Source organism: Bradyrhizobium sp. ORS 278 (genome assembly GCF_000026145.1).
Taxonomy (GTDB): domain Bacteria; phylum Pseudomonadota; class Alphaproteobacteria; order Rhizobiales; family Xanthobacteraceae; genus Bradyrhizobium.
The window spans coordinates 4,044,740-4,064,209 of the sequence record NC_009445.1 but is presented as its reverse complement, the minus strand read 5'-3'; the positions used below and the strand labels follow the sequence as shown (position 1 = coordinate 4,064,209).

The 19,470-nt window shown below is 63.9% G+C and carries 17 protein-coding genes and 1 tRNA gene; 9 read left to right on the top strand and 9 right to left on the bottom strand.

Annotated elements, in window-relative coordinates; translation table 11 throughout:
* Nucleotides 1-224 precede the first annotated feature (224 nt).
* The 4 genes from BRADO_RS18175 to BRADO_RS18155 all read right to left on the bottom strand — a co-directional run bounded on the left by BRADO_RS18175 (nucleotide 225) and on the right by BRADO_RS18155 (nucleotide 2,825).
* On the bottom strand, nucleotides 225-488 hold the full coding sequence (locus BRADO_RS18175) for a hypothetical protein (RefSeq protein WP_011926787.1): 264 nt from the start codon (nucleotides 486-488) through the stop codon (nucleotides 225-227).
* A 112-nt stretch (nucleotides 489-600) separates the two neighbouring features.
* Nucleotides 601-1,029 carry a hypothetical protein gene (locus BRADO_RS34760; protein WP_011926786.1) on the bottom strand — a complete coding sequence of 143 codons (429 nt, stop codon included), beginning with the start codon at nucleotides 1,027-1,029 and terminating at the stop codon, nucleotides 601-603.
* Nucleotides 1,022-1,414 (bottom strand): hypothetical protein, encoded by a 393-nt coding sequence (locus BRADO_RS18165; protein WP_041756685.1) that lies wholly within the window; start codon nucleotides 1,412-1,414, stop codon nucleotides 1,022-1,024. Before BRADO_RS18165 ends, BRADO_RS34760 begins: the two co-directional genes overlap by 8 nt.
* 1,336 nt (nucleotides 1,415-2,750) lie before the next feature.
* Nucleotides 2,751-2,825, bottom strand: a tRNA-Asn gene (locus tag BRADO_RS18155).
* A 256-nt stretch (nucleotides 2,826-3,081) separates the two neighbouring features.
* Between BRADO_RS18155 and BRADO_RS18150 the strand changes: the two genes are divergently transcribed.
* The 5 genes from BRADO_RS18150 to BRADO_RS18130 all read left to right on the top strand — a co-directional run bounded on the left by BRADO_RS18150 (nucleotide 3,082) and on the right by BRADO_RS18130 (nucleotide 10,049).
* The gene (locus BRADO_RS18150; protein ID WP_011926783.1) at nucleotides 3,082-3,267 is read left to right on the top strand and encodes a hypothetical protein; all 186 of its coding nucleotides are present in this window, start codon (nucleotides 3,082-3,084) and stop codon (nucleotides 3,265-3,267) included.
* A gap of 147 nt (nucleotides 3,268-3,414) precedes the next feature.
* The gene (locus BRADO_RS18145; protein WP_011926782.1) at nucleotides 3,415-4,080 is read left to right on the top strand and encodes a protein-L-isoaspartate O-methyltransferase; all 666 of its coding nucleotides are present in this window, start codon (nucleotides 3,415-3,417) and stop codon (nucleotides 4,078-4,080) included.
* 285 nt (nucleotides 4,081-4,365) lie between these two features.
* Nucleotides 4,366-5,751, top strand: coding sequence for a TolC family outer membrane protein (locus BRADO_RS18140; RefSeq protein WP_011926781.1), 1,386 nt, complete (start codon nucleotides 4,366-4,368; stop codon nucleotides 5,749-5,751).
* 381 nt (nucleotides 5,752-6,132) lie between these two features.
* A complete protein-coding gene (locus BRADO_RS18135; RefSeq protein WP_011926780.1) occupies nucleotides 6,133-6,882 on the top strand; it encodes a PopZ family protein in 750 nt (249 codons plus the stop codon).
* 302 nt (nucleotides 6,883-7,184) lie between these two features.
* On the top strand, nucleotides 7,185-10,049 hold the full coding sequence (locus BRADO_RS18130; RefSeq protein ID WP_041756683.1) for a valine--tRNA ligase: 2,865 nt from the start codon (nucleotides 7,185-7,187) through the stop codon (nucleotides 10,047-10,049).
* An 88-nt stretch (nucleotides 10,050-10,137) separates the two neighbouring features.
* Here BRADO_RS18130 and BRADO_RS18125 read toward each other — a convergent pair whose 3' ends face one another.
* Nucleotides 10,138-10,776, bottom strand: a complete 639-nt coding sequence (locus tag BRADO_RS18125; protein ID WP_050781016.1) for a DNA-3-methyladenine glycosylase — start codon at nucleotides 10,774-10,776, stop codon at nucleotides 10,138-10,140.
* A gap of 136 nt (nucleotides 10,777-10,912) precedes the next feature.
* Here BRADO_RS18125 and lipA point away from each other — a divergent pair, with 136 nt between their 5' ends.
* Together lipA and BRADO_RS18115 are read left to right on the top strand one after the other, a co-directional pair.
* Nucleotides 10,913-11,872, top strand: coding sequence for a lipoyl synthase (lipA, locus tag BRADO_RS18120; protein WP_011926777.1), 960 nt, complete (start codon nucleotides 10,913-10,915; stop codon nucleotides 11,870-11,872).
* A 10-nt stretch (nucleotides 11,873-11,882) separates the two neighbouring features.
* The gene (locus BRADO_RS18115; protein WP_011926776.1) at nucleotides 11,883-12,356 is read left to right on the top strand and encodes a type II toxin-antitoxin system RatA family toxin; all 474 of its coding nucleotides are present in this window, start codon (nucleotides 11,883-11,885) and stop codon (nucleotides 12,354-12,356) included.
* 353 nt (nucleotides 12,357-12,709) lie between these two features.
* Here the strand turns inward: BRADO_RS18115 and BRADO_RS18110 are convergent, their stop codons facing one another.
* Entirely contained in the window at nucleotides 12,710-13,972 is a 1,263-nt protein-coding gene (locus BRADO_RS18110; RefSeq protein ID WP_011926775.1) for a methyl-accepting chemotaxis protein, read from the bottom strand.
* Nucleotides 13,973-14,816: 844 nt separating this feature from the next.
* Here BRADO_RS18110 and BRADO_RS18100 point away from each other — a divergent pair.
* Nucleotides 14,817-15,374 (top strand): HD domain-containing protein, encoded by a 558-nt coding sequence (locus BRADO_RS18100; protein ID WP_011926774.1) that lies wholly within the window; start codon nucleotides 14,817-14,819, stop codon nucleotides 15,372-15,374.
* 245 nt (nucleotides 15,375-15,619) lie between these two features.
* Nucleotides 15,620-15,964 carry a DUF1127 domain-containing protein gene (locus BRADO_RS18095; protein ID WP_041756681.1) on the top strand — a complete coding sequence of 115 codons (345 nt, stop codon included), beginning with the start codon at nucleotides 15,620-15,622 and terminating at the stop codon, nucleotides 15,962-15,964.
* Nucleotides 15,965-16,259: 295 nt separating this feature from the next.
* On the opposite strand, the gene BRADO_RS18090 is transcribed toward BRADO_RS18095, so the two are convergent.
* From BRADO_RS18090 to BRADO_RS18080, 3 genes are all read right to left on the bottom strand, one after another.
* Nucleotides 16,260-17,057 (bottom strand): hypothetical protein, encoded by a 798-nt coding sequence (locus BRADO_RS18090; protein WP_011926771.1) that lies wholly within the window; start codon nucleotides 17,055-17,057, stop codon nucleotides 16,260-16,262.
* Between the two features lie 67 nt (nucleotides 17,058-17,124).
* On the bottom strand, nucleotides 17,125-17,739 hold the full coding sequence (locus BRADO_RS18085) for a CinA family protein (RefSeq protein ID WP_011926770.1): 615 nt from the start codon (nucleotides 17,737-17,739) through the stop codon (nucleotides 17,125-17,127).
* Nucleotides 17,740-18,045: 306 nt separating this feature from the next.
* Nucleotides 18,046-19,227, bottom strand: coding sequence for a bifunctional 2-C-methyl-D-erythritol 4-phosphate cytidylyltransferase/2-C-methyl-D-erythritol 2,4-cyclodiphosphate synthase (locus BRADO_RS18080; RefSeq protein WP_011926769.1), 1,182 nt, complete (start codon nucleotides 19,225-19,227; stop codon nucleotides 18,046-18,048).
* Nucleotides 19,228-19,470 lie beyond the last annotated feature (243 nt).

The following is a 19,470-nucleotide window of genomic DNA, read 5'->3' as shown; positions in this document are numbered from 1 at the left end:
ATATCTCAGACCTCTGAGTTTCATCGGGGCCCGGAACAACCTTCGTCAGAATCGAACGACCTGAGTGTCGATGACAACTTGAGTGACGATGCCGTGTTCGAGACTGCAATTTCGGAAAATCTGAATGCATCGCACTGGGAACGCTGCAGTGCAGATCACGTTGGGACATGGTTGCCTTACTGAGGCAGTGTTGGAATGGATCGGTCACCTTGAAGCCGATCGTGTCAGTCACTGCTTCTCTCGTGCTCCGGCGCTGCTCTCAGTGATTCCGGCGGGAAAGTCGGTCGAACGCCGTAAAGCTCCTCAACCACGTCGGCGACGCACTTCTGCATAAGCTCAATGAACTCGGTCTTGCGCTGTCGATTGGCAACGAGCGCAAGCTTGATAGTCCCAAGATAGAGCGCGTGATCCATGGTATTGGACATCGCGTAGTAGGCATTCCAGTTGCTTCCCTCCTCCCGAAACGCGACTCGTCCGACTTCTGACATCCGCCTCGACTTAGCATCCGACATTCTCGATGAACCTTCCCCATGAGCGCTCGGTTCGAGTCCCTTGTACGAGTCCGACAGGGCATGGACCACGTCGCCGGGACGGACTTTGTTATCTGCCGCGCGCCTTTTGCTTGCGAACGTGCTTGCGCCAGCCGTTGGCTCTCCGGCGCCGCCTGTGCGCGCCAGTGAGCAGCCCATCGCTCTGCGCACACGCTTCACGCGCCTGCACCACTGCTGCCGCGTGCCCACGCTCGGCGTCCTCCCAGGTGCGATAGGGTCGCCGCTGGTGATGCAGCGGCCCGCCAAGCACCATCGTCTCGAACAGAATCGGCTCCTTGCCGCCCAGGACGCTATGATCGAGCCCCAAGAAGAGCGTGCTGACGGCACACTTGGAGTTCACCCTGGTATATGCAACCTGAAGACTTTCAACTGCCTCGAACCAATCGATCCACGTCAGCAGGTCATCGACGGCCTTCGGGACCCTGCCGACGAGAATGTAATGACGCGGCTGATAGCCCTTGCCGAACAGATCAGCCATCGGAGCGCGCTTTCGCTGTCGCCCATTTCTCGGCAGCATCTTTCCACCGTGCGGACGGAGCGACGCCGTAGCCCTGAGAGGCCAATTCCACCGCCATCGATTTGATTTGTTCAGGCACGTCATAGCGGAATATCGCGTAGCTCTGATCGAACTCATCATCATCGTCGCGCTTGAAGCCGCTCAACGCACGGAGCTGACGATTCTCCTGGACGAAATCCGACCGGCTGCCGCCGCCGGTGCGCGTGTAGATGATGATCTCGGTTCCATCGAGGTTTAAGAAGCAGTCACAAAACCGCGGCACCTCGCTGCTTGACGACCCCAGAGCGCGAAGCAGCATCGCCGCCAAAGGGTTCTCGCCGAACAGTCGCGAGTACAGACCGCTCATGCCTCAGCCCCCATGATCTCGGTGAAACAGTCGTCGCGCATAGGGGACTTCAGCTCCTGGTGGATCGTTGCAGTCGCAGCCGCCTCGGCTGCAACGTGCGGTGAATGACTTCACGAAAGCTCTCGCAGTGTGCATGTGCGTACGATCGAATGGGCTGCGCAATTTCTGTCGCGCGCTTGATAGCTGCCCGGGCGCGCACACGCTTGGAGACCTAGTGCGCGCCCGGTGCTTCACGTCGAATTTTCAGGCTTCGACGGAATGCAAGCGCGGCTGTCGCCGCGCGATATATCGACCATGAATTGATGCTGCTCGTCGTTCAGATCTCAGTCGGCGTTGCATAGAGGGCAGCCGTTCTCGTTAGCGGTGATCGTGATGTTCAACATCATGCTTGCGAGGGATACAGCTGCGGTTGAAGTGCGCGACATGCATATCGAGATCCGAGCGAAGGTGTTTGTTTCTGATAGTTGCTATCGCTGCGGACTCGGGACAACGTTGTCAATTGCGCGGAAATGCGAGTTGGTGGACAGTCAGTTTCCGCTTATGGACGCTCTGATCTAATCAGATGACAATAGTCATACAAAATTCTCGAAGGAGTTGAACTAATACGGCACCCACTTTGGAATAGTTGCGCTAAATCGTGCAATGCTCGAACAAGGTTGGCAGGGCGCGTGCTGAAGAGAAGCCGATCGGTCGAAAGTTCGACTGTGGCACCGCTCGATTCTGCCCAGGCGCTCCCGGGCTTTGGCAACGCTCTCGCTGCGCTCAGTCGACGGGACGGCTGAACAGAGCAACTGACGCGCGCGAGGGTCCGTCTACGAGTCTGCGCTCTCGGTTCTGCAAGGTGAGTTCGCGCTCGGAGTTGGTCTCGGACGTGCCGACCTTGCGGCCGGCTAAGCATTCGTCGTCCAGGGTACCGACCAGCCAGAGCCACGTCAGCTTCGGTCGGCGTCGCTGCCTCGGTCAACACCGCGGACATGGCTTGCTTCTTCTGCTGTGGCGGATTGGTCGGGTGCCTGCCGCCCGAACGCGTCGACCGCAGCCCCATGCAGCTTGCGGGCTCCGGGTGAGCGACAACTGGCTGCGGCCGTCGCCTTACGCGCCGAGCGTCAGGAGTTGAAAGGATCGCTGGAATGCCCTGCAGTCGGAGCAGTATCGTGGAGGACGATCCTGCAAAGTTCCCCGGTTGGAGATGGACGGTGCCCATCGATCCTGAACGGCTGCGCACATCTGCCTGAGACGGACAACGCTAGGTCAAGTGTTTGATGAGGCGTTTTGAGGGAGAAAGGGGAGGTCTGAGGCTCGCTGACCACTTTGAAAAGCGGCAAATGGAGCCTTTTGGCTCCCCGGGCTGGATTCGAACCAGCGACCATTCGATTAACAGTCGAATGCTCTACCGCTGAGCTACCGAGGAACAAGCGAAGCAAACTTCGCGAACGGCGCTGCGTATAACAAAGCCTTTTCGCCTTGCATAGAACGAAATCGCGTCTTGATGACAAATGCCGACGTTTTAACAAAACAAAGGTATTTCAAATATTTACGTGATTTTTGAACACTTGCTGGGCAGCCGCCGCCCACAGCTGGATGACAGGAATTTCACTTGGAGGGGAGCAATCGGCCATCGATAGTCGATGGAACGTGCCAACGCCGGGGTCAGGGAGTGTTGCCAGATGCCGAACACGATCATCCAGTTCACCCAAGCCGTCGCCGCCCCTTCGTTGATTCCTGATCCGCTCGAGCGACTCACCGACGATGAGTGCCTGACCCGTTTGGCCGATGCGGTGACGCGCGGCGATTCGGATCATCTCGATGAGATCGTGCAGCTGATCGGCCGGCTCGCCGTGGTGATCGAGTAACCGCGACGTCGAATCCGAGACGACCGGCGTCGAACTTCGAGCCTGGAGTGTCTCCGATAGAGCCCCGTGTTGCCTTTTCGAAAGCCTTGTACCAAAAGACTGCGCAGATCGTTCGCGGTTCCCACCGCCTTGCTTGCAGGCCTGCTCATGTCTTCATTCGCCACGGCGCGTCAGAAAATGGTCGATGGTCAGGTTCGGACCAACGACGTCACCGACCACCGCGTGCTGGATGCGTTGTTGACCGTGCCGCGGGAAGCCTATGTGCCCGCGGATCGGCAGGCGCTCGCCTATCTCGATATGGATCTCGACGTCGCCGAAGCTGGCGCTGCAAAGCGCTTTCTGATCAAGCCGATGCTGACCGGGAAGCTGTTGCAGGCGGCAGAAATCAAGCCGACGGATGATGTGCTCGTCGTCGGCTGTGCGACCGGCTATCTCGCGGCGCTCGCCGCCAGGCTGGCCGGCAGCGTGACTGGGACAGAAGTTGAGCCCGCTCTCGAAGGACGTGCCAAGCAATTGCTAGCCGGCGCTGCTGGCTGCCCGATCACGATTCGCGTCGCACCGGCCGTGCAGGGTGATCCGGCGGACGGCCGCTTCGACGTGATTCTCCTGAACGGGGCCACCGAGATCGCCGTCGACGGGCTTTGCCACCAGCTCAAGGAGGGTGGCCGTCTGGTCGGCGTGTTTGCCAAGAACCGGCCCGCCCGTGCCATGATCTTTACGCGATCGCATGGTGACGTCGGCAGCAGGGTCCTGTTCGATGCCGCGGCGCCGGTGGTTCCCGGCCTCGAGCGCGTTTCCGAGTTCGTGTTCTAAGCCAAGGCTTTCCTGGGTCCCCTGCGGTTTGGGGCGCACGCGATGATCGCGTTGCGCAATCGGACGGTGCTGAGTCGTCTTCGCGGCTTTGGGTCGTCGAAATTCTGTTTCAAATCAGGAGTGTGGCCCGGATGCTGCACGTGGAGAGATTTCGGCATGAGTTCCAGGTGAGGGTGGTTCCGTTGCGCTTGCATGGGGCATAAGGTGCGAGGTGCGCGGGAGTCTCTTCAACAGGTTGCGGCCCGGCTCTGGCGTTCGAGCCGGTAACGAAAGAATGGAACAGGGATGTTTGGGGTGAAGCTCGTTACCGCGGCGGCGGCTGCGGTTCTCGTGATGGCATATGCAGGCCCGACGCCTGCACTTGCCGACACGATCGAGGCTGCGCTTGTGCGCGCTTATCAGAACAACCCGCAACTCAATGCAACGCGGGCGCAGGTCCGGTCGGTCGACGAAGGTGTTCCTCAGGCGCTGTCCGGATATCGGCCCAAGGTGAACCTGACCGCGTCGGCGGGCTATTCGTATACCGACGCCCAGACCGCGCCTGCCACACCTGCTCTTCACGGCGCTCAGCGACCACGCAGCGTCGGCCTGACCGTCAATCAGACGCTCTATAACGGACAGCAGACTGCCAACGGCGTGCGCAAGGCGGAGGCCAACGTCTCGGGACAGCGCGAAGCGCTGCGCGTTCTTGAGCAGCAGGTGCTGCTGCAGGCCGCGACGATCTATATGGACTATCTGCGCGACGCAGCGATCGTCGAGGTCCAGCGCAGCAACACCCGGGTTCTCGAACAGACACTCAAGCAGACACGTGATCGTTTCAACGTCGGCGAAGTGACCCGGACCGACGTCGCGCAATCGGAGGCGCAGCTCGCAGCCGGCCGCACGCAGCAGCTGACGGCCGAAGCGAACCTGACGGCAACGCGCTCGAACTTCCGCCGCATCATCGGCAACGACCCAGAAAATTTGGCGCCGGGTTCACCGGTGGACCGTTATTTGCCGCCGACGTTGCAGCAGTCGATCGAGACCGCGCTCACCGAAAGCCCGAGTGTAACGGCGGCGATGTTCGGCATTGACGTGCAGTATCTGGACGTCAAGATCAAGGAAGGCGCTCTGCTGCCGACCGTGACGGTTCAGGCCTCTGCGACCCAGTCCTATGAAACGGCCCTGACCTCCTATCGCGCGTTCAATGCGGCCGCGACGGCACAGCTCAACGTGCCGATCTATCAGGGTGGCGCCGAATACTCCCTAATCCGGCAGTCCAAGGAGACGCTGGCGCAGCAACGCCTCGCCCTGGAGCAGACGCGAGACCAGGCCCGCTCGGATGTGGTGTCGGCATGGGGCCGGCTGCTCGCCGGCAAGGCCCAGGTACAATCGGCGCAGGCCCAGGTTGCCGCCTCCGAGATCGCTCTGAACGGCGTCCGCGAGGAGGCCAAAGCCGGCCAGCGCACTACGCTCGATGTCCTCAACGCTCAGCAGGCGCTGGTCAATGCGCGAAATTCGCTGGTGACTGCTCAGCACGATCGCGTGGTAGCGTCATACTCAGTGCTGCAGACGGTCGGACGTCTCTCGCCGCAGGTGCTCAACCTGCCGACAACCACGTACGATCCCAGCGTGCATTACCAGCAGATCCGGGACAGCTGGGCGGGTGTACGGACGCCTGATGGTCGTTAGGATTTCCTTAAACTATCGAAGCAGATCCCTCGGTCCTTGGCCGGGGGATTTTTTTATGGCACATGCTGTAGTTGTGATGAAAGCGCGACGCTTGGGCGGCGATCACCGTGCTCCACCGGTTCGCGGCGGGCGTTGCTTGCATTCATTTGTTGCCATGACATAGCCTCAAAATGGCCGCCGAACGATTCGGACTACGTCGGATGTTCATCCAAGAATAGACTTCGATCTGGCCAGTATCGTTCTGTTGTTCTGCATCGATTAAGGCCTTGTCCGGAGACAAGTCGGAATGTCCGTTGAGAAGTCCGAGCCAGTTGGATCCGGCGCCCGTGACGGTTGCGCCGGGCCGATCCGTTCGGCGCTGTCGCTGATTTGGAGTCGGAAATGACGCAGCCTGCAAAGGTCCAAGAACCCTCCATGGAGGAGATTCTGGCGTCAATCCGGCGCATCATCGCCGATGACGAGGGTAAGCCGCCGGCCGCAGAGAAGGCTGCCGCGCCCGAGCCGGCCAAGGCCGAGAAGCCGGCTGCTGCAGCGCCGGCGCCGAAGCCCGTCATGAACGACATTCCGCCGTCGAAGATCGCTGCGGCCGCCCCGAAGCCGGCGCCAGCGCCTCCGCCGCCTGCGGCCGCGGCGAGCAACAGCCAAGACGACATTGACGCATTGCTGGCGGGTTTGGATGAAACGACTGCGCCGGCAGCGGTTCAGCCGGCGCAACCCGAGCCCGAACCAGAAGTACTCGAGTTGACGGACGACATGGCCGTGGCACCACCGACACCCGCTCCAGCCCCATCTCCCGCGCCGGCGGCCGCATCCTTCCGCAAGGTGGATCCGCAGGACGACATCGAGTTCATCGAGTCCGGGCGGGTGAACCAGAAGAGCGCCAGCTTCGAAACCTCGTTCGAGACCGCCTCGCCAAGGCAGCCGATCATGGCGCCATCGACGGTCAACGCGGTCGAATCGGCGTTCAACGCGCTCGCCAATACGGTGCTGAGCAACAACGCCCGGACGCTGGAGGATCTCGTCAAGGAGATGCTGCGGCCGATGCTCAAATCCTGGCTTGACGACAATCTGCCGGCTCTGGTCGAGCGGATCGTCAAGGCGGAAATCGAGCGGGTCTCGCGCGGCCGCTGAGGCCAGTGACCGCGATTGGCCGATCCAGAGGTCGCAGGGGCTGCGGCCTCCCGCTGGGATCGCTATCTTTGCCGCTGCTGTTGACTTGGCAGCCTGTCGCGGCTTTCTAGCCCTTCCAGCTGATACCAGCCGGAGAGATCGGCCCGCGCTTCGTCCGAGCGCGGCTGCCGGCCGGAGATCAGCGTAAGAAAAGCCCGAGCCCCAACAGCTTGCGGGAGCTTCTTCAGGTCGCGACCAAAAGACCTGAACAGGTTCCGCCATCGACCAATTGGACGGCAGCCCTGCGCCTGCCGGGAAATGTCATGATCGAGAAGAATTACCAGCCCGCCGACCTCGAAGGCCGCATGTCCCTGGTCTGGGAGGATGCCCGCGCGTTCTCCGCCGGCCGTCCCGATCGCCGCAACGCCGATCCCTTCACGATCGTGATTCCGCCACCGAACGTGACCGGCTCGCTGCACATGGGGCACGCGCTCAACAACACACTGCAGGACATCCTGTGCCGGTTCGAGCGCATGCGCGGCCGCGACGTGCTGTGGCAGCCCGGCACCGATCACGCCGGCATCGCCACCCAGATGGTGGTCGAGCGCCAGCTGATGGAGCGCCAGCAGCCGGGCCGCCGCGAGATGGGCCGCGAAAAGTTTCTCGAACGTGTCTGGCAGTGGAAGGACGAGAGCGGCGGCACCATCATCAACCAGCTCAAGCGCCTCGGTGCCTCCTGCGATTGGGGCCGCGAGCGCTTCACCATGGACGAGGGCCTGTCCAAGGCCGTCGTGAAGGTGTTCGTCGAGCTGCACCGCGCCGGGCTGATCTACAAGGACAAGCGCCTGGTCAACTGGGACCCCAAGCTGCTGACGGCGATCTCCGATCTCGAGGTCCAGCAGCTCGAGGTCAAGGGCAACCTCTGGTACCTGCGCTATCCGATCGAGGGCAAGACGTTCAGCCCGGAGGATCCGACCAGCTTCATCGTGGTTGCCACCACGCGTCCCGAGACGATGCTCGGCGACAGCGCCGTCGCCGTGCATCCGGATGACGAGCGCTATCAGCATCTCGTCGGCAAGCGCGTGATCCTGCCGCTGGTCGGGCGCGAGATCCCGATCGTCGCCGACACCTATTCCGACCCGGAGAAGGGCACCGGCGCGGTCAAGATCACGCCGGCGCACGACTTCAACGATTTCGAGGTCGGCCGCCGCCACGGCCTGCCGCAGATCAGCATCCTCGACCGCGAGGGCTGCGTGACCCTCGTCGATAACGAGGACTATCTGCGCGGCCTGCCCGAGGGCTCCGAGGAGTTCGCCAAGGAGTTTCACGGAGTCGAGCGCTTCGCCGCGCGCAAGAAGATTCTGGAGCGGCTGGAGAATTTCGGCTTCCTCGAGCGCGTCGAGCCGAACACCCACATGGTGCCGCATGGCGACCGTTCCGGCGTCGTCATCGAGCCGTATCTGACCGACCAGTGGTACGTCGACGCCAAGACCCTGGCGCAGCCGGCGATCGCGGCCGTGCGATCGGGCGCGACGACGTTCGTGCCGCGCAACTGGGAGAAGACCTATTTCGACTGGATGGAGAACATCCAGCCCTGGTGCATCTCGCGCCAGCTGTGGTGGGGCCATCAGATCCCGGCCTGGTACGGCCCGGACGGCAAGGCCTTCGTCGCCGAGACCGAGGAGGAGGCCGTCTCCCACGCCATCGCCTATTACGTCGAGCAGGAGGTCATCACGGCCGAGCAGGGCCGGGAAATGGCGCTCGACCGCAACAAGCGCGAAGGCTTCATCACCCGTGATGAGGACGTGCTCGACACCTGGTTCTCGTCGGCGCTGTGGCCGTTCTCCACGCTCGGCTGGCCCGACGATACGCCGGAGGTCAAGCGCTACTACCCGACCAACGTGCTGGTCACCGGCTTCGACATCATCTTCTTCTGGGTCGCCCGCATGATGATGATGGGCATCCACTTCATGAAGGAGGTGCCGTTCTCGACCGTCTACATCCATGCGCTCGTCCGCGACGAGAAGGGCGCCAAGATGTCGAAGTCGAAGGGCAACGTCATCGATCCCCTCGCGCTGATCGACGAGCACGGCGCCGACGCGCTGCGCTTCACCTTGGCCGCGATGGCCGCCCAGGGCCGCGACATCAAGCTGTCGACGCAGCGCGTCGAGGGCTACCGCAAGTTCGCCAACAAGCTCTGGAACGCCAGCCGCTTCGCCGAAATGAACGGCTGCACGGTGACGGAGGGCTTCGATCCGGCCTCGGCCAAGGAGACGCTGAACCGCTGGATCGCCCATGAGGCCGCCGCGGCCACGCGCGAGGTCACCGAGGCGCTCGAGGCCTATCGCTTCAACGACGCGGCCAACGCGATCTACCGGTTCGTCTGGGACGTCTATTGCGACTGGTATGTCGAGCTCTCCAAGCCGACCTTGCTCGGCGACGAGGGGCCGGCCAAGGACGAGACCAAGGCGATGGTCGCGTGGGCGCGCGACGAGATCCTGAAGCTTCTCCATCCCTTCATGCCCTTCATCACCGAGGCGCTGTGGGAGTCGACCGCCAAGCGCGACAGCCTGCTGACGCTCTCGCCCTGGCCGCATCGCGTGGACACGCCGACCGTCGCCGAGATCGCCGCGCTGTCGGCGGCGAGCTTCGGCGATCCGCTGGTGCCGCCCGTGCTGGTGTCGTTCAACGCCGCCAGCTTCAAGGACGAGGCGGCCGAGGCCGAGATCGGCTGGGTGGTCGATCTCGTCACCGCGATCCGCTCGGTCCGCGCCGAGATGAACATCCCGCCGGCGACGTTGGTGCCGCTCGCGCTCGTCGGCGCCTCCGCGGAGACCCGCGATCGCGCACCGCGCTGGAGCGAGGTGATCAAGCGACTCGCACGGCTGTCGGACATCTCGTTTGCCGACACCGCGCCCGAAGGCTCCGCCCAGCTCGTCGTCCGCGGCGAGGTGGCTGCGCTGCCGCTGAATGGCGTCGTCGATCTCGCCGCCGAGCGCACCCGGCTCGGAAAGGAAATCGCCAAGGCCGAGGCCGATATCGAGCGCGTCGACAAGAAGCTCGGCAACGAGAAGTTCGTGGCCAACGCGCCCGAGGAGCTCGTCGAGGAGGAGAAGGAGAAGCGCGAGGCGGCGCTGGCCCGCAAGGCCAAGTTCCAGGACGCGCTGTCGCGGCTGCAAGGCGTCTGACAGGACGCGCCCTCCGCGTCATTGCGAGCGTAGCGGCGTAGCGAAGCAATCCAGGGTCCCACGCGCAGCCCCTGGATCGCTTCGTCGCTTACGCTCCTCGCGATGACGGCGGAAACGGCTTGCTCACGAACCGCGAGCCCTTCAGGCCGAAGCGCCAGGGCAGCTCCACCGCCTTGGTGATGCCGATGCGGACGCCGGTGACGACCTCGACGTCATCTGGGCGGGCGAACAGCTCGATCGGGGAAGCATCGAGCGGCAGCGCGTTGTGTGCGATCGTGACGCCCATCGCCTCCGTCAGCTTGCCCGGCCCGGAGCAAAGCATCCGGAGATCCTCCAGCCCGCGCCGCCGCTTCATCTCCTCGATCCCGAGCGTCGGCTCGATCGCCCGGATCAGCACGGCGCTCGCCGAGCCCTCCGGCTCGCAGACGAAGTTCACACACCAGTGGATGCCGTAGGAGCGGTAGACATAGGCGAAGCCGGGCGGACCGAACATCACCTGGTTGCGCGGCGTCGGCCCGCGGAACGAATGCGCCGCCGGGTCGGTGTGGTGATACGCCTCGACCTCGACGATCACGCCGCCGACGCCATCGACCAGGAACGTCGCGCCGATCAGGTCCGGCGCCACCTTAAGCACGTCGCGGGCGAAGAACGATCGGGTCAGCCGCTTGCCTGCATCTCGGGCCCGAGGCCGTGAAACTCCGGGAGTTTTTGCCGGTTTTTGCGCCATTCTCGACAAAATTGGCCGGGATGAGCGCCCGCTGGCGCTGCCCATATCTGCCATGCCCTGGTATCCTCGGCCAGCCGGTTGCGGCGCGCCGCGGCTCGGAATAGCTAGGGCGCAACAGAGCTTTGCTTGGGTTCCCATGGTCACCATCGTCGACATCAACGCGAACACGCCGCTGCGCCCCCGCCACCCCGAAAAGGTGAACCGGCCGGACTCGGTGTCGCCGGCCAAGCCCGCCTGGATCCGCGTCAAGGCGCCGACCACCCGCGGCTATGCCGACACCCGCAACATCGTCCGCGAGAACGGCCTCGTCACCGTGTGCGAGGAGGCCGGCTGCCCGAACATCGGCGAGTGCTGGGACAAGAAGCACGCCACCTTCATGATCATGGGCGACACCTGCACCCGGGCCTGCGCCTTCTGCAACGTCAAGACCGGCATGCCCGCCGCGCTCGACGCCGGCGAGCCGGAGCACGTGGCGGAGGCGACCTTCAAGCTCGGCCTCGCCCATGTCGTCGTCACATCGGTCGACCGCGACGATCTTGCCGACGGGGGCGCCGCGCACATCGCAGAAACCATCCGCGCGATCCGCGCGAAGTGCCCGACCACCACGATCGAGGTCCTCACGCCAGATTTCCTGCGCAAGGACGGCGCGCTGGAGCAGATCGTCGCGGCCAAGCCCGATGTCTTCAACCACAATCTCGAGACCGTGCCGTCGCGCTATCTCTCGGTCCGACCCGGCGCGCGCTACTTCCACTCGATCCGGCTGCTGCAGCGGGTCAAGGAGATCGACCCGACCATCTTCACGAAGTCCGGCATCATGGTCGGCCTCGGCGAGCAGCGCCACGAGGTGTTGCAGGTGATGGATGACATGCGCTCGGCCGAGGTCGACTTTCTCACGATCGGGCAGTATCTGCAGCCCACCAAGAAGCACCACGCCGTGATGAACTACGTCACTCCGGAGGAGTTCTCCAACTACGAGACCGTCGCCTACACCAAGGGCTTCCTGATGGTGTCGGCGAGCCCGCTCACGCGCTCCTCGCACCATGCCGGCGAGGACTTCGCCAAGCTGAAGGCCGCGCGCGACGCGCTCGCGCGCTGATCGAGACCAGATGCCGAGATTTTCCAACAAGCGGCGCGTGCCGCATACGGCCGACCAGATGTTCGACCTCGTCGCCGATGTCGAACGCTATCCGGAATTCGTGCCGCTATGCGAGCGGCTGGTGGTGCGCCAGCGCAACTCCAAGCCCGACGGCATCGAGGTCATCGTGGCCGACATGACCGTGTCGTTCAAGCTGGTCAAGGAGACCTTCACCAGCCGAGTCACGCTGGATCGCGCCAACCGCAACATCCTTGTCGAATATGTCAGCGGCCCGTTCTCCAGCCTGGAAAACCGCTGGAGCTTCGAGCCAACAGGGCAGGATGCCTGCGAAGTGACGTTCTTCATCGCCTACGAGTTCAAGAGCCGCATGCTGGCGATGCTGATGGGCTCGATGTTCGACACGGTGTTCGCGCGCATGTCGGCGGCGTTCGAAAAGCGCGCCGATGCGATCTATGGCCGCAAGCCGGCAGTGTCGTCGACTTAAATCATTCCCATGCTCGCCGGTGGTAGACCTCGGACGGCGCCACACCCACAGCCGTCATCCCCGCGAAAGCGGGGATTCATAATCACAGGGTGTCGTGTGGCGGCAGGTAGGTAACTCCGATCTCGTCTCATTACATCTGCTGCGGCGTATGGGTCCCGGGTCGGCGCCTCCGCTGCGCTACGGCTTGCCCGGGACGACGGCGGTGGGTGAGGTTGGCGGTGTGCCAACTCGTACGGGGACGGCGCCGCGCCGATCGCGTCGTTCCAAAAAGTCCTATCCACGTTTCAAACAGCTGCTCCGCGACATCGTCGCGGAGCGGGTCTGATCGCGGACCTCAAGGCCTGCGATCGGTCCTACGCCGCCTCGACGGCGGTCAAGAAGTCCTTCACCTTGCCGCGCAGCTCGTCGGCATGTTTGGCGAGCTGCCCGGCCGCGCCGAGCATCTGCCGCGCGGCGCCGCCGGCCGATTCCACGGTCTGGCTGACCGAGCCGATGTTGGTCGCGACCTCGCGGGTGCCGCTCGCGGCCTGGCTGACCGAGCGCGCGATCTCCTGCGTGGCGTGGCCCTGCTGATCGACCGCGGTCGCGATCGTCTTGGCGATCTCGCTGATCTGGCCGATGGTGCCGCCGATGCCCTGGATCGCGGCGACCGTATCGCTGGTGGCGCGCTGCATCGCGCTGATATGGGCCGAGATCTCGTCCGTCGCCTTGGCGGTCTGGCTCGACAGGCTCTTCACCTCGGAGGCGACCACCGCGAAGCCGCGGCCGGCGTCGCCGGCGCGCGCCGCCTCGATCGTGGCGTTCAGAGCGAGGAGATTGGTCTGGCTGGCGATCGCATTGATCATGTCGGTGACCGCGCCGATCTTGGCGGCGGCGTCGGCGAGGCTGTTGACGAGGTCGTTGGTGCGGGAGGAGGCCTCGACCGCCTCGGCGGCGATGGTCGAGGAGGTCGCGACCTGGCGGTTGATCTCGCTGACCGAGCTCGACAGTTCCTCGGTCGCGCCGGCGACCGACTGCACGTTTGACGAAGCCGAGCTCGACGCCGAGGCCACCAGCGCGACGCGCTGCGCCGCCTGATCGGCCGTCGTCGTCAGCGAGGCCGCGGTGGTCTCCACCTCGCGCGAGGCGCCGGAGATCGCATTGGCGATCGCGCCGACGCTGGCTTCGAAATCCTTGGCAATCCGGTCCAGCGCGCGCTTCTTCTCCTCGCGCGCGGCGATCAGATCGGAGAGATCGCGGCGGAAGCTCATGACGTAGGTCTGGCCTTCGATCGTGGTCGGCACCAGCGTGATCTGCACCAGCGCCGGGCTGCCGTCGGCGCGCTTGGTCGTCCACTCGAAGCTGGCATGGCCTTCCCGCTTGGCCTTCGCATCCATCTCCTTGACCATGTCGGCGGAACGCTTTCCGTTCGGCTGGATCTCCGGAGCCATCGTCGCGGGCGAGCGCGACAGCAGGTCCTGCTTGCTGCGGAAGCCGCCAAAGCGGACCGCGGTCTCGTTGCAGGCGATGATCTTGCCCTCGGACATCACCAGGATGGCGTCGCGATGGCGTTCGAACATCTCGGTCATCAACAGGTTGTGCGTGCGATCAGCCGACTTGCCGGAGAAGAAAGCCATGGGGGGTCCCGAATCCACTGTCAGAGAAGAATGTGCGAGTCGTAGCAGGGCAAAATTAACCAAAACCTTTCGGCGGCATGGTCGCACTCCCGTATTGTTTCGATTGTTGGTCCGGACATTTACGGGTGTGTCGCGACAGACGACGAGGCGGTGCTTCCCGCGGCGCGAACACGCCCGGGCTTTGCCGCTCGACGTGCCCCCGGACAATCACGAGGGCGCAGGGAATGCCGGGCGCTGGCCGCAACCCATGGCCCGCCTGCAGCAAAAAAGCAGGCGGCAGTCACCACAGGTTCAGCCGACATCCGGCATTCCCTGCGCGATGGTCTTCACGCTTATGTCGTGATCTCCCCGGTGTACGGCTCTCTAGCCACCGTCGCCTCCGGGATCATCGCCCGAAGACTTGACGCCAGCGTCGCGGCGTCAGGACCACACGATTTCACGTCCGCCAGAAGCCGTTCGTCCGCGACGTCGATAGACGCGCTGCGGCCCACCGGCGGCCATCGCCTCCCCACCTCGCGTGTCGTGACGATCGCGATACGCCCCTCGTGGCGAGGCGGGATGAGGGAGGAAAGCATTTAATTCGGAAAAGTGGAAGAAGAATATTTTTGTGGCGAGGACTGGACAGTCAGTCGGGCTTGAATGCTCAGGAGAATTTCGTCGCGCGGCGCACGGCTTCGGCTTCGCTCTCCGGCCGCTGAAAGGGCAGGGCGACCGACGCCGGCCGGCTGTATCGCCGATTTGCCCGACGGGCGGGCTATTTTGTCGCTCGGCCGCCTAGGGGCGACTGATTGCGTTTCACGTCTGCGATGACGATCCTCGACCATCAGGAGAAGAAAGCAAACCAATGTCACTATCAAAACTCTACGACGAAGCGCTGGTCTATGCAGCGGAGCTGCATCGCATGCAATTCCGCAAGGGCGGCAACGTGCCTTACATCGCGCATCTGCTGAGCGTCTCCAGCCGGGTGCTGTCGGCCGGCGGCAGCGAGGTGCAGGCGATCGCCGGCCTGCTGCACGACGCAGCCGAGGACCAGGGCGGTCAGGCCACCCTGGACGAGATTCGCAGGCGGTTTGGCGATGGCGTCGCCGAGATCGTCGCGGACTGCACGGATTCCTGGGTCGATCCGAAGCCTAAATGGCGTCCGCGGAAGGAGGCCTATCTCGCCAAGCTGCCGCACAAGCCGGTGTCATCGCTCCTGGTGTCGCTCGCCGACAAGGTCGACAACGCCGAGGCGATCGTGCGCGATCTTGATGAGGTCGGCGATGCCGTTTGGCAACGTTTCACCGGCGGAAAGGACGGGACGATCTGGTACTACCGCACGCTGAGCAACATCTTCGATCAGGCGCTGCCGGGGGCTTTGGCGCGGCAGCTCGCGCGGACGGTGAGCGGGTTTCTGTCCTGAGCAAATTGGGGGCAGGCGCTCGGCCTCGCACTCATTCGAGGATGACAACCACAGATGGATCGGCTATAGAGCCGGCCATGATTACCGTCGCCACTCATCGCTTTGGTCGTTGGACGCACCGTAGCTCGCTGGCGGCGGGAGGATCACGCACAATCTGATGATTTGCAGCAAGTGATCCGATCAGCCGCCAGGACTTGGCGGCTTTTTTATTGCCGGCAGGTTCTTCATTCGCAAGGGAGCCCGCTATGCCGAGCACGACCGACGATCCGAGCGTCAGCGCCATCGAGGCGCGGATGCTCCGTGACGCCTCGCGATCGCCGGGGCTCTTCGAACGCGGTCGCGATCCCTCGTCGAGCCATTCCATCTCGCCCAGGCCCGGCGCCAACGTCTACTACTTGCTACCGGCTGCCGATCGAAGCCGAGCCGAGCCCGAGCCAGTGTCATTGCTGCGGCTCTGGTGGCAGCGCTGGCGCGAGCGCCGCCGTTTCGCACGGGAGCTGCCCTGGATGGCCGACGAAGTGCTGGAGGATTACGGCCTGACGCGCGAGGAAGCGCGGCGGCTGTGCCAGCGTCCGTTTTGGCGCGCATGAGGACTTTTGGGCTGAGACGGACGCGTCGGCCCACCCACAGCTGTCATCCCGGGCAAACCGGAACGGCGCAAAGCGCCGTGGAGGCGCCGACCCGGGATCCATACTCCGCAGCCGATGTAGTGAGATGAGATCTGAGCCACCGATGTGCCGCCACGCGGGATCCTGTGGGTATGGATCCCCGCTTTCGCGGGGATGACGACTGAGGGTGAGGCGGCAGCGTCGCCTCACCCTCTCCAGGGCAGGCACGCAAACCGCTTATGTTTGTCAGCGGGTTCGCCTGGCCACGCGCTGGCGGCTATGCTGGGGAGCAACTCAACGAGCCGGCGATGACGTTGAACAGCTCAATATGAGCTCTGATGCCTAGAACGTAGCCAGCCGCATCACGGCAGCGAGCGTATTCATCAAAACCCGGTACGAGCCGCTCGAGCGACAAACCACCTTGCAGATCGTAGACGAAGTCGCGTTCGTCGGCATGAAAGATCTTGAACTTCATAGGAGGCGTAATGCAGTAGGGATTGCCGCCGAGGTCGACGCCGACTTCGAAGATCAGGTTTCCGGTGTTTTTACGCCAGCACTTGCGCAACGCTTTGAAGTCAAGCGACTTGCAAAACTCATCGGCGAACGGGATGACGTCGCGTTTCCTTCCCGTCCATCCCGTCGTCTGAACGGCAAACCGGTCGGTTTCCGCTCTGTGTGCCCGGTCGAAGAAGGCCACCTCCGCTTCCCGAAACTCCGGATCGATCCACAATCTTTTTGCGCGATGGAAGAGACATTTGACAAGAGGTGGATAGGGATAGTTCGGGTCTTGAAAATCCCTGGCCGCAAACAGATCATCGAGAAACGACGAACGACATGTCGGCTCGATCTGAAAGATGCGCCGGTCTGGTGCACTCCTTCCAAGGGATTGCATTGTCTCCAGGGCCGTCTCATCCCAGTATCGATTGAGCAGGGCTGCCCGCTCCTGGCCGCAAAATTCAATGACGCGGTCCTGCCAGATTCGATGAAGCGAAAAGCCGATCGTCTCGAATGCAAGCTGGGTGTGCTGTCGCCCGGGCCAGGTCGTCACAGCGCGCAGAAGCGGATGATCGATCATCGTCTCTCAGGAAGGCTCGTTCGCTCGCAATGACAATGATGCGCGAGCACTGAACCTTCAACGGCAATTACGTCCTCGGCCTCCTCGGTGGCCGCTTCACCGGGTGCAACCTTGGCGCCCGCGTCGCGCGCGGGCGCAAGCGCGCCGCCGCCGCGCGCTTCGGCTTCGCCGGCACTTGCGGCCTCGCAAGCTCCATCAGCATCCGTAACGCCTCGATCACCGACCGCGTCCGCACCGCACTCCGGCCGATGGCGCCGAAGCGGTGTTCGTGGTGGGTGATGCGGCCGTCGCGGGCGGCGACGGCGAAGTGGACGAGGCCGACCGGTTTGCCGGGGGTGGCGCCGCCGGGGCCGGCGATGCCGGTGATGGCGACCGCGAGGTCGACGTCGGCGCGTTCGAGGGCGCCGACGGCCATCTGGATGGCGGTCTCCTTGGAGACGGCGCCGAAGGTCTGCAGGGTCGAGGCCTCGACGCCGAGCATCGCGCGCTTGGCCTCGTTGGAATAGGTGACGAAGCCGCGATCGATGACATCCGAGGAGCCGGGGATCTCGGTCAGCGCGGCGGCGACCAGGCCGCCAGTGCAGGACTCCGCGGTCGCGATCATCAGCTTGCGCGACCGGCAGAGGTCGAGCAGCGAGCGTGCCAGCGCGCTGGTGGAGCCGATGTGACGTTCGCTCGCCATGTCCCGCTCGTCCTCGAACTGATCGCAACCCCGACATTGCCGTGCCGAACCTGGATGGCCTCGAGGATGTCGAGACGCTGTCGCGGGCTCGGTTGAGGGGGCACGGGACTCCGCACGCACCAACCGTGCGGCTGCCCCTCACCCCAACCCTCTCCCCGTGAAGAACGGGGAGAGGGAGCGCACTGCGCTCGCCGTTATACTTCGACTCAGACGTCCAGAGATCAGCTCGATCTCGTTTCTCATCGAAGCAGTCAACGTCCCCTTGCGCGTGTTCGCTTCGATCTTAGCTCTGAGGGCCGCCCGGATTCATGCGCCCCATGGCAACCTGATCGTCGCGCTGGCCGTCGCCGCGATGCCTTCCTCGCGGCCGGTGAAGCCGAGGCGTTCGCTGGTGGTGGCCTTGACGGCGATGCGCGAGATGTCGACGCCGGAAATCTCGGCGATGCGCGCGCGCATCTGGTCGCGCAAGGGGCCGATCTTCGGACGCTCGCAGATCATCGTGACCTCGAGATTGGCGACGCGGCCGCCACGGGCGGCGACGCGCTCGATGGCGTATTTGAGGAACTGGTCGGAGGAGGCGCCCTTCCACTTCATGTCGGAGGGCGGGAAGTGGGAGCCGATGTCGCCGTCGGCCAGTGCGCCCAGAATGGCGTCGACCAGCGCGTGCAGGCCGACATCGCCGTCGGAATGGGCGAGGAAGCCTTTCGTATGCGGTACGCGCAGGCCGCACAGCCAGACATGGTCGCCTTCGCCGAAGGCGTGCACGTCGTAGCCGGTGCCGGTTCGGATGTCGCCGAGCGATGCGGCCAGCCGCGCTTCCTCGCGCACGAAATCTTCCGGTGTGGTGAGCTTCATGTTGGCAACATCGCCCTCAAAGGTCGCGACGGTCAATCCCGCCCATTCGGCGATCGCCGCATCATCCGTGAACTCGGTGAGGCCCTCGCGCGCCGCGCGGCGATGCGCCTCCAGGATCGTGTCGAACCTGAAAGTCTGCGGCGTCTGCGCGATGCGCAGTTTTGCACGTTCCGGCGTCGCGGTGATGTCACCGCTCGCGCCGACCTCTTTGATCGTATCGGTGACGGGCGCGACGGGGATCGCGGCGCCGGTCTTGTTCGCAGCGATGATCGCGCGCGAGATCACGGCCGGCGTCACGAACGGACGGGCCGCGTCGTGGATCAGCACGATCTCAGGCTTGTGCGGCACCAGCGCCTCAAGGCCAGCGAGCACCGAGGCCTGGCGTGTCGCGCCACCACGCGCGGGCGCTTCGTGACGTAGGCCGGCGACGGCGGCATTGAAGACGTCGATGTCATCGGGGTTCACCACCGGCTGCACCACGGCCACTTCGGGATGCTCCGCGAAGGCAGCGAGCGCGCGATGGATCACGGTGCGGCCGCCGATGGTCCGGTATTGCTTCGGACCGCCGGCGCCGGCGCGCAGGCCACGTCCGGCCGCGACGAGAATGGCTGCAGTCCGCTGGGAAGTCGTCATGGGAACAGGGTATCGATGCTGATGAGATGGGGAGCGGTGAATGGACGCGGCTTCTTACATCCGGAGAAGATGTTAAGCGAGCAGGATCACACATTGCGTGAGCCGCGGCCGAGCTCGGCCGCCTTGCGGATCTGCAGTGGGCGTGATTTTGGCCCTCGGATTCCGCGAAGGGCCCAGGAGGATATGCACGGAGCCATGCAAAATCCCGTCGGCTTCCGGGTTTACCATGACTGTCGAACAAGC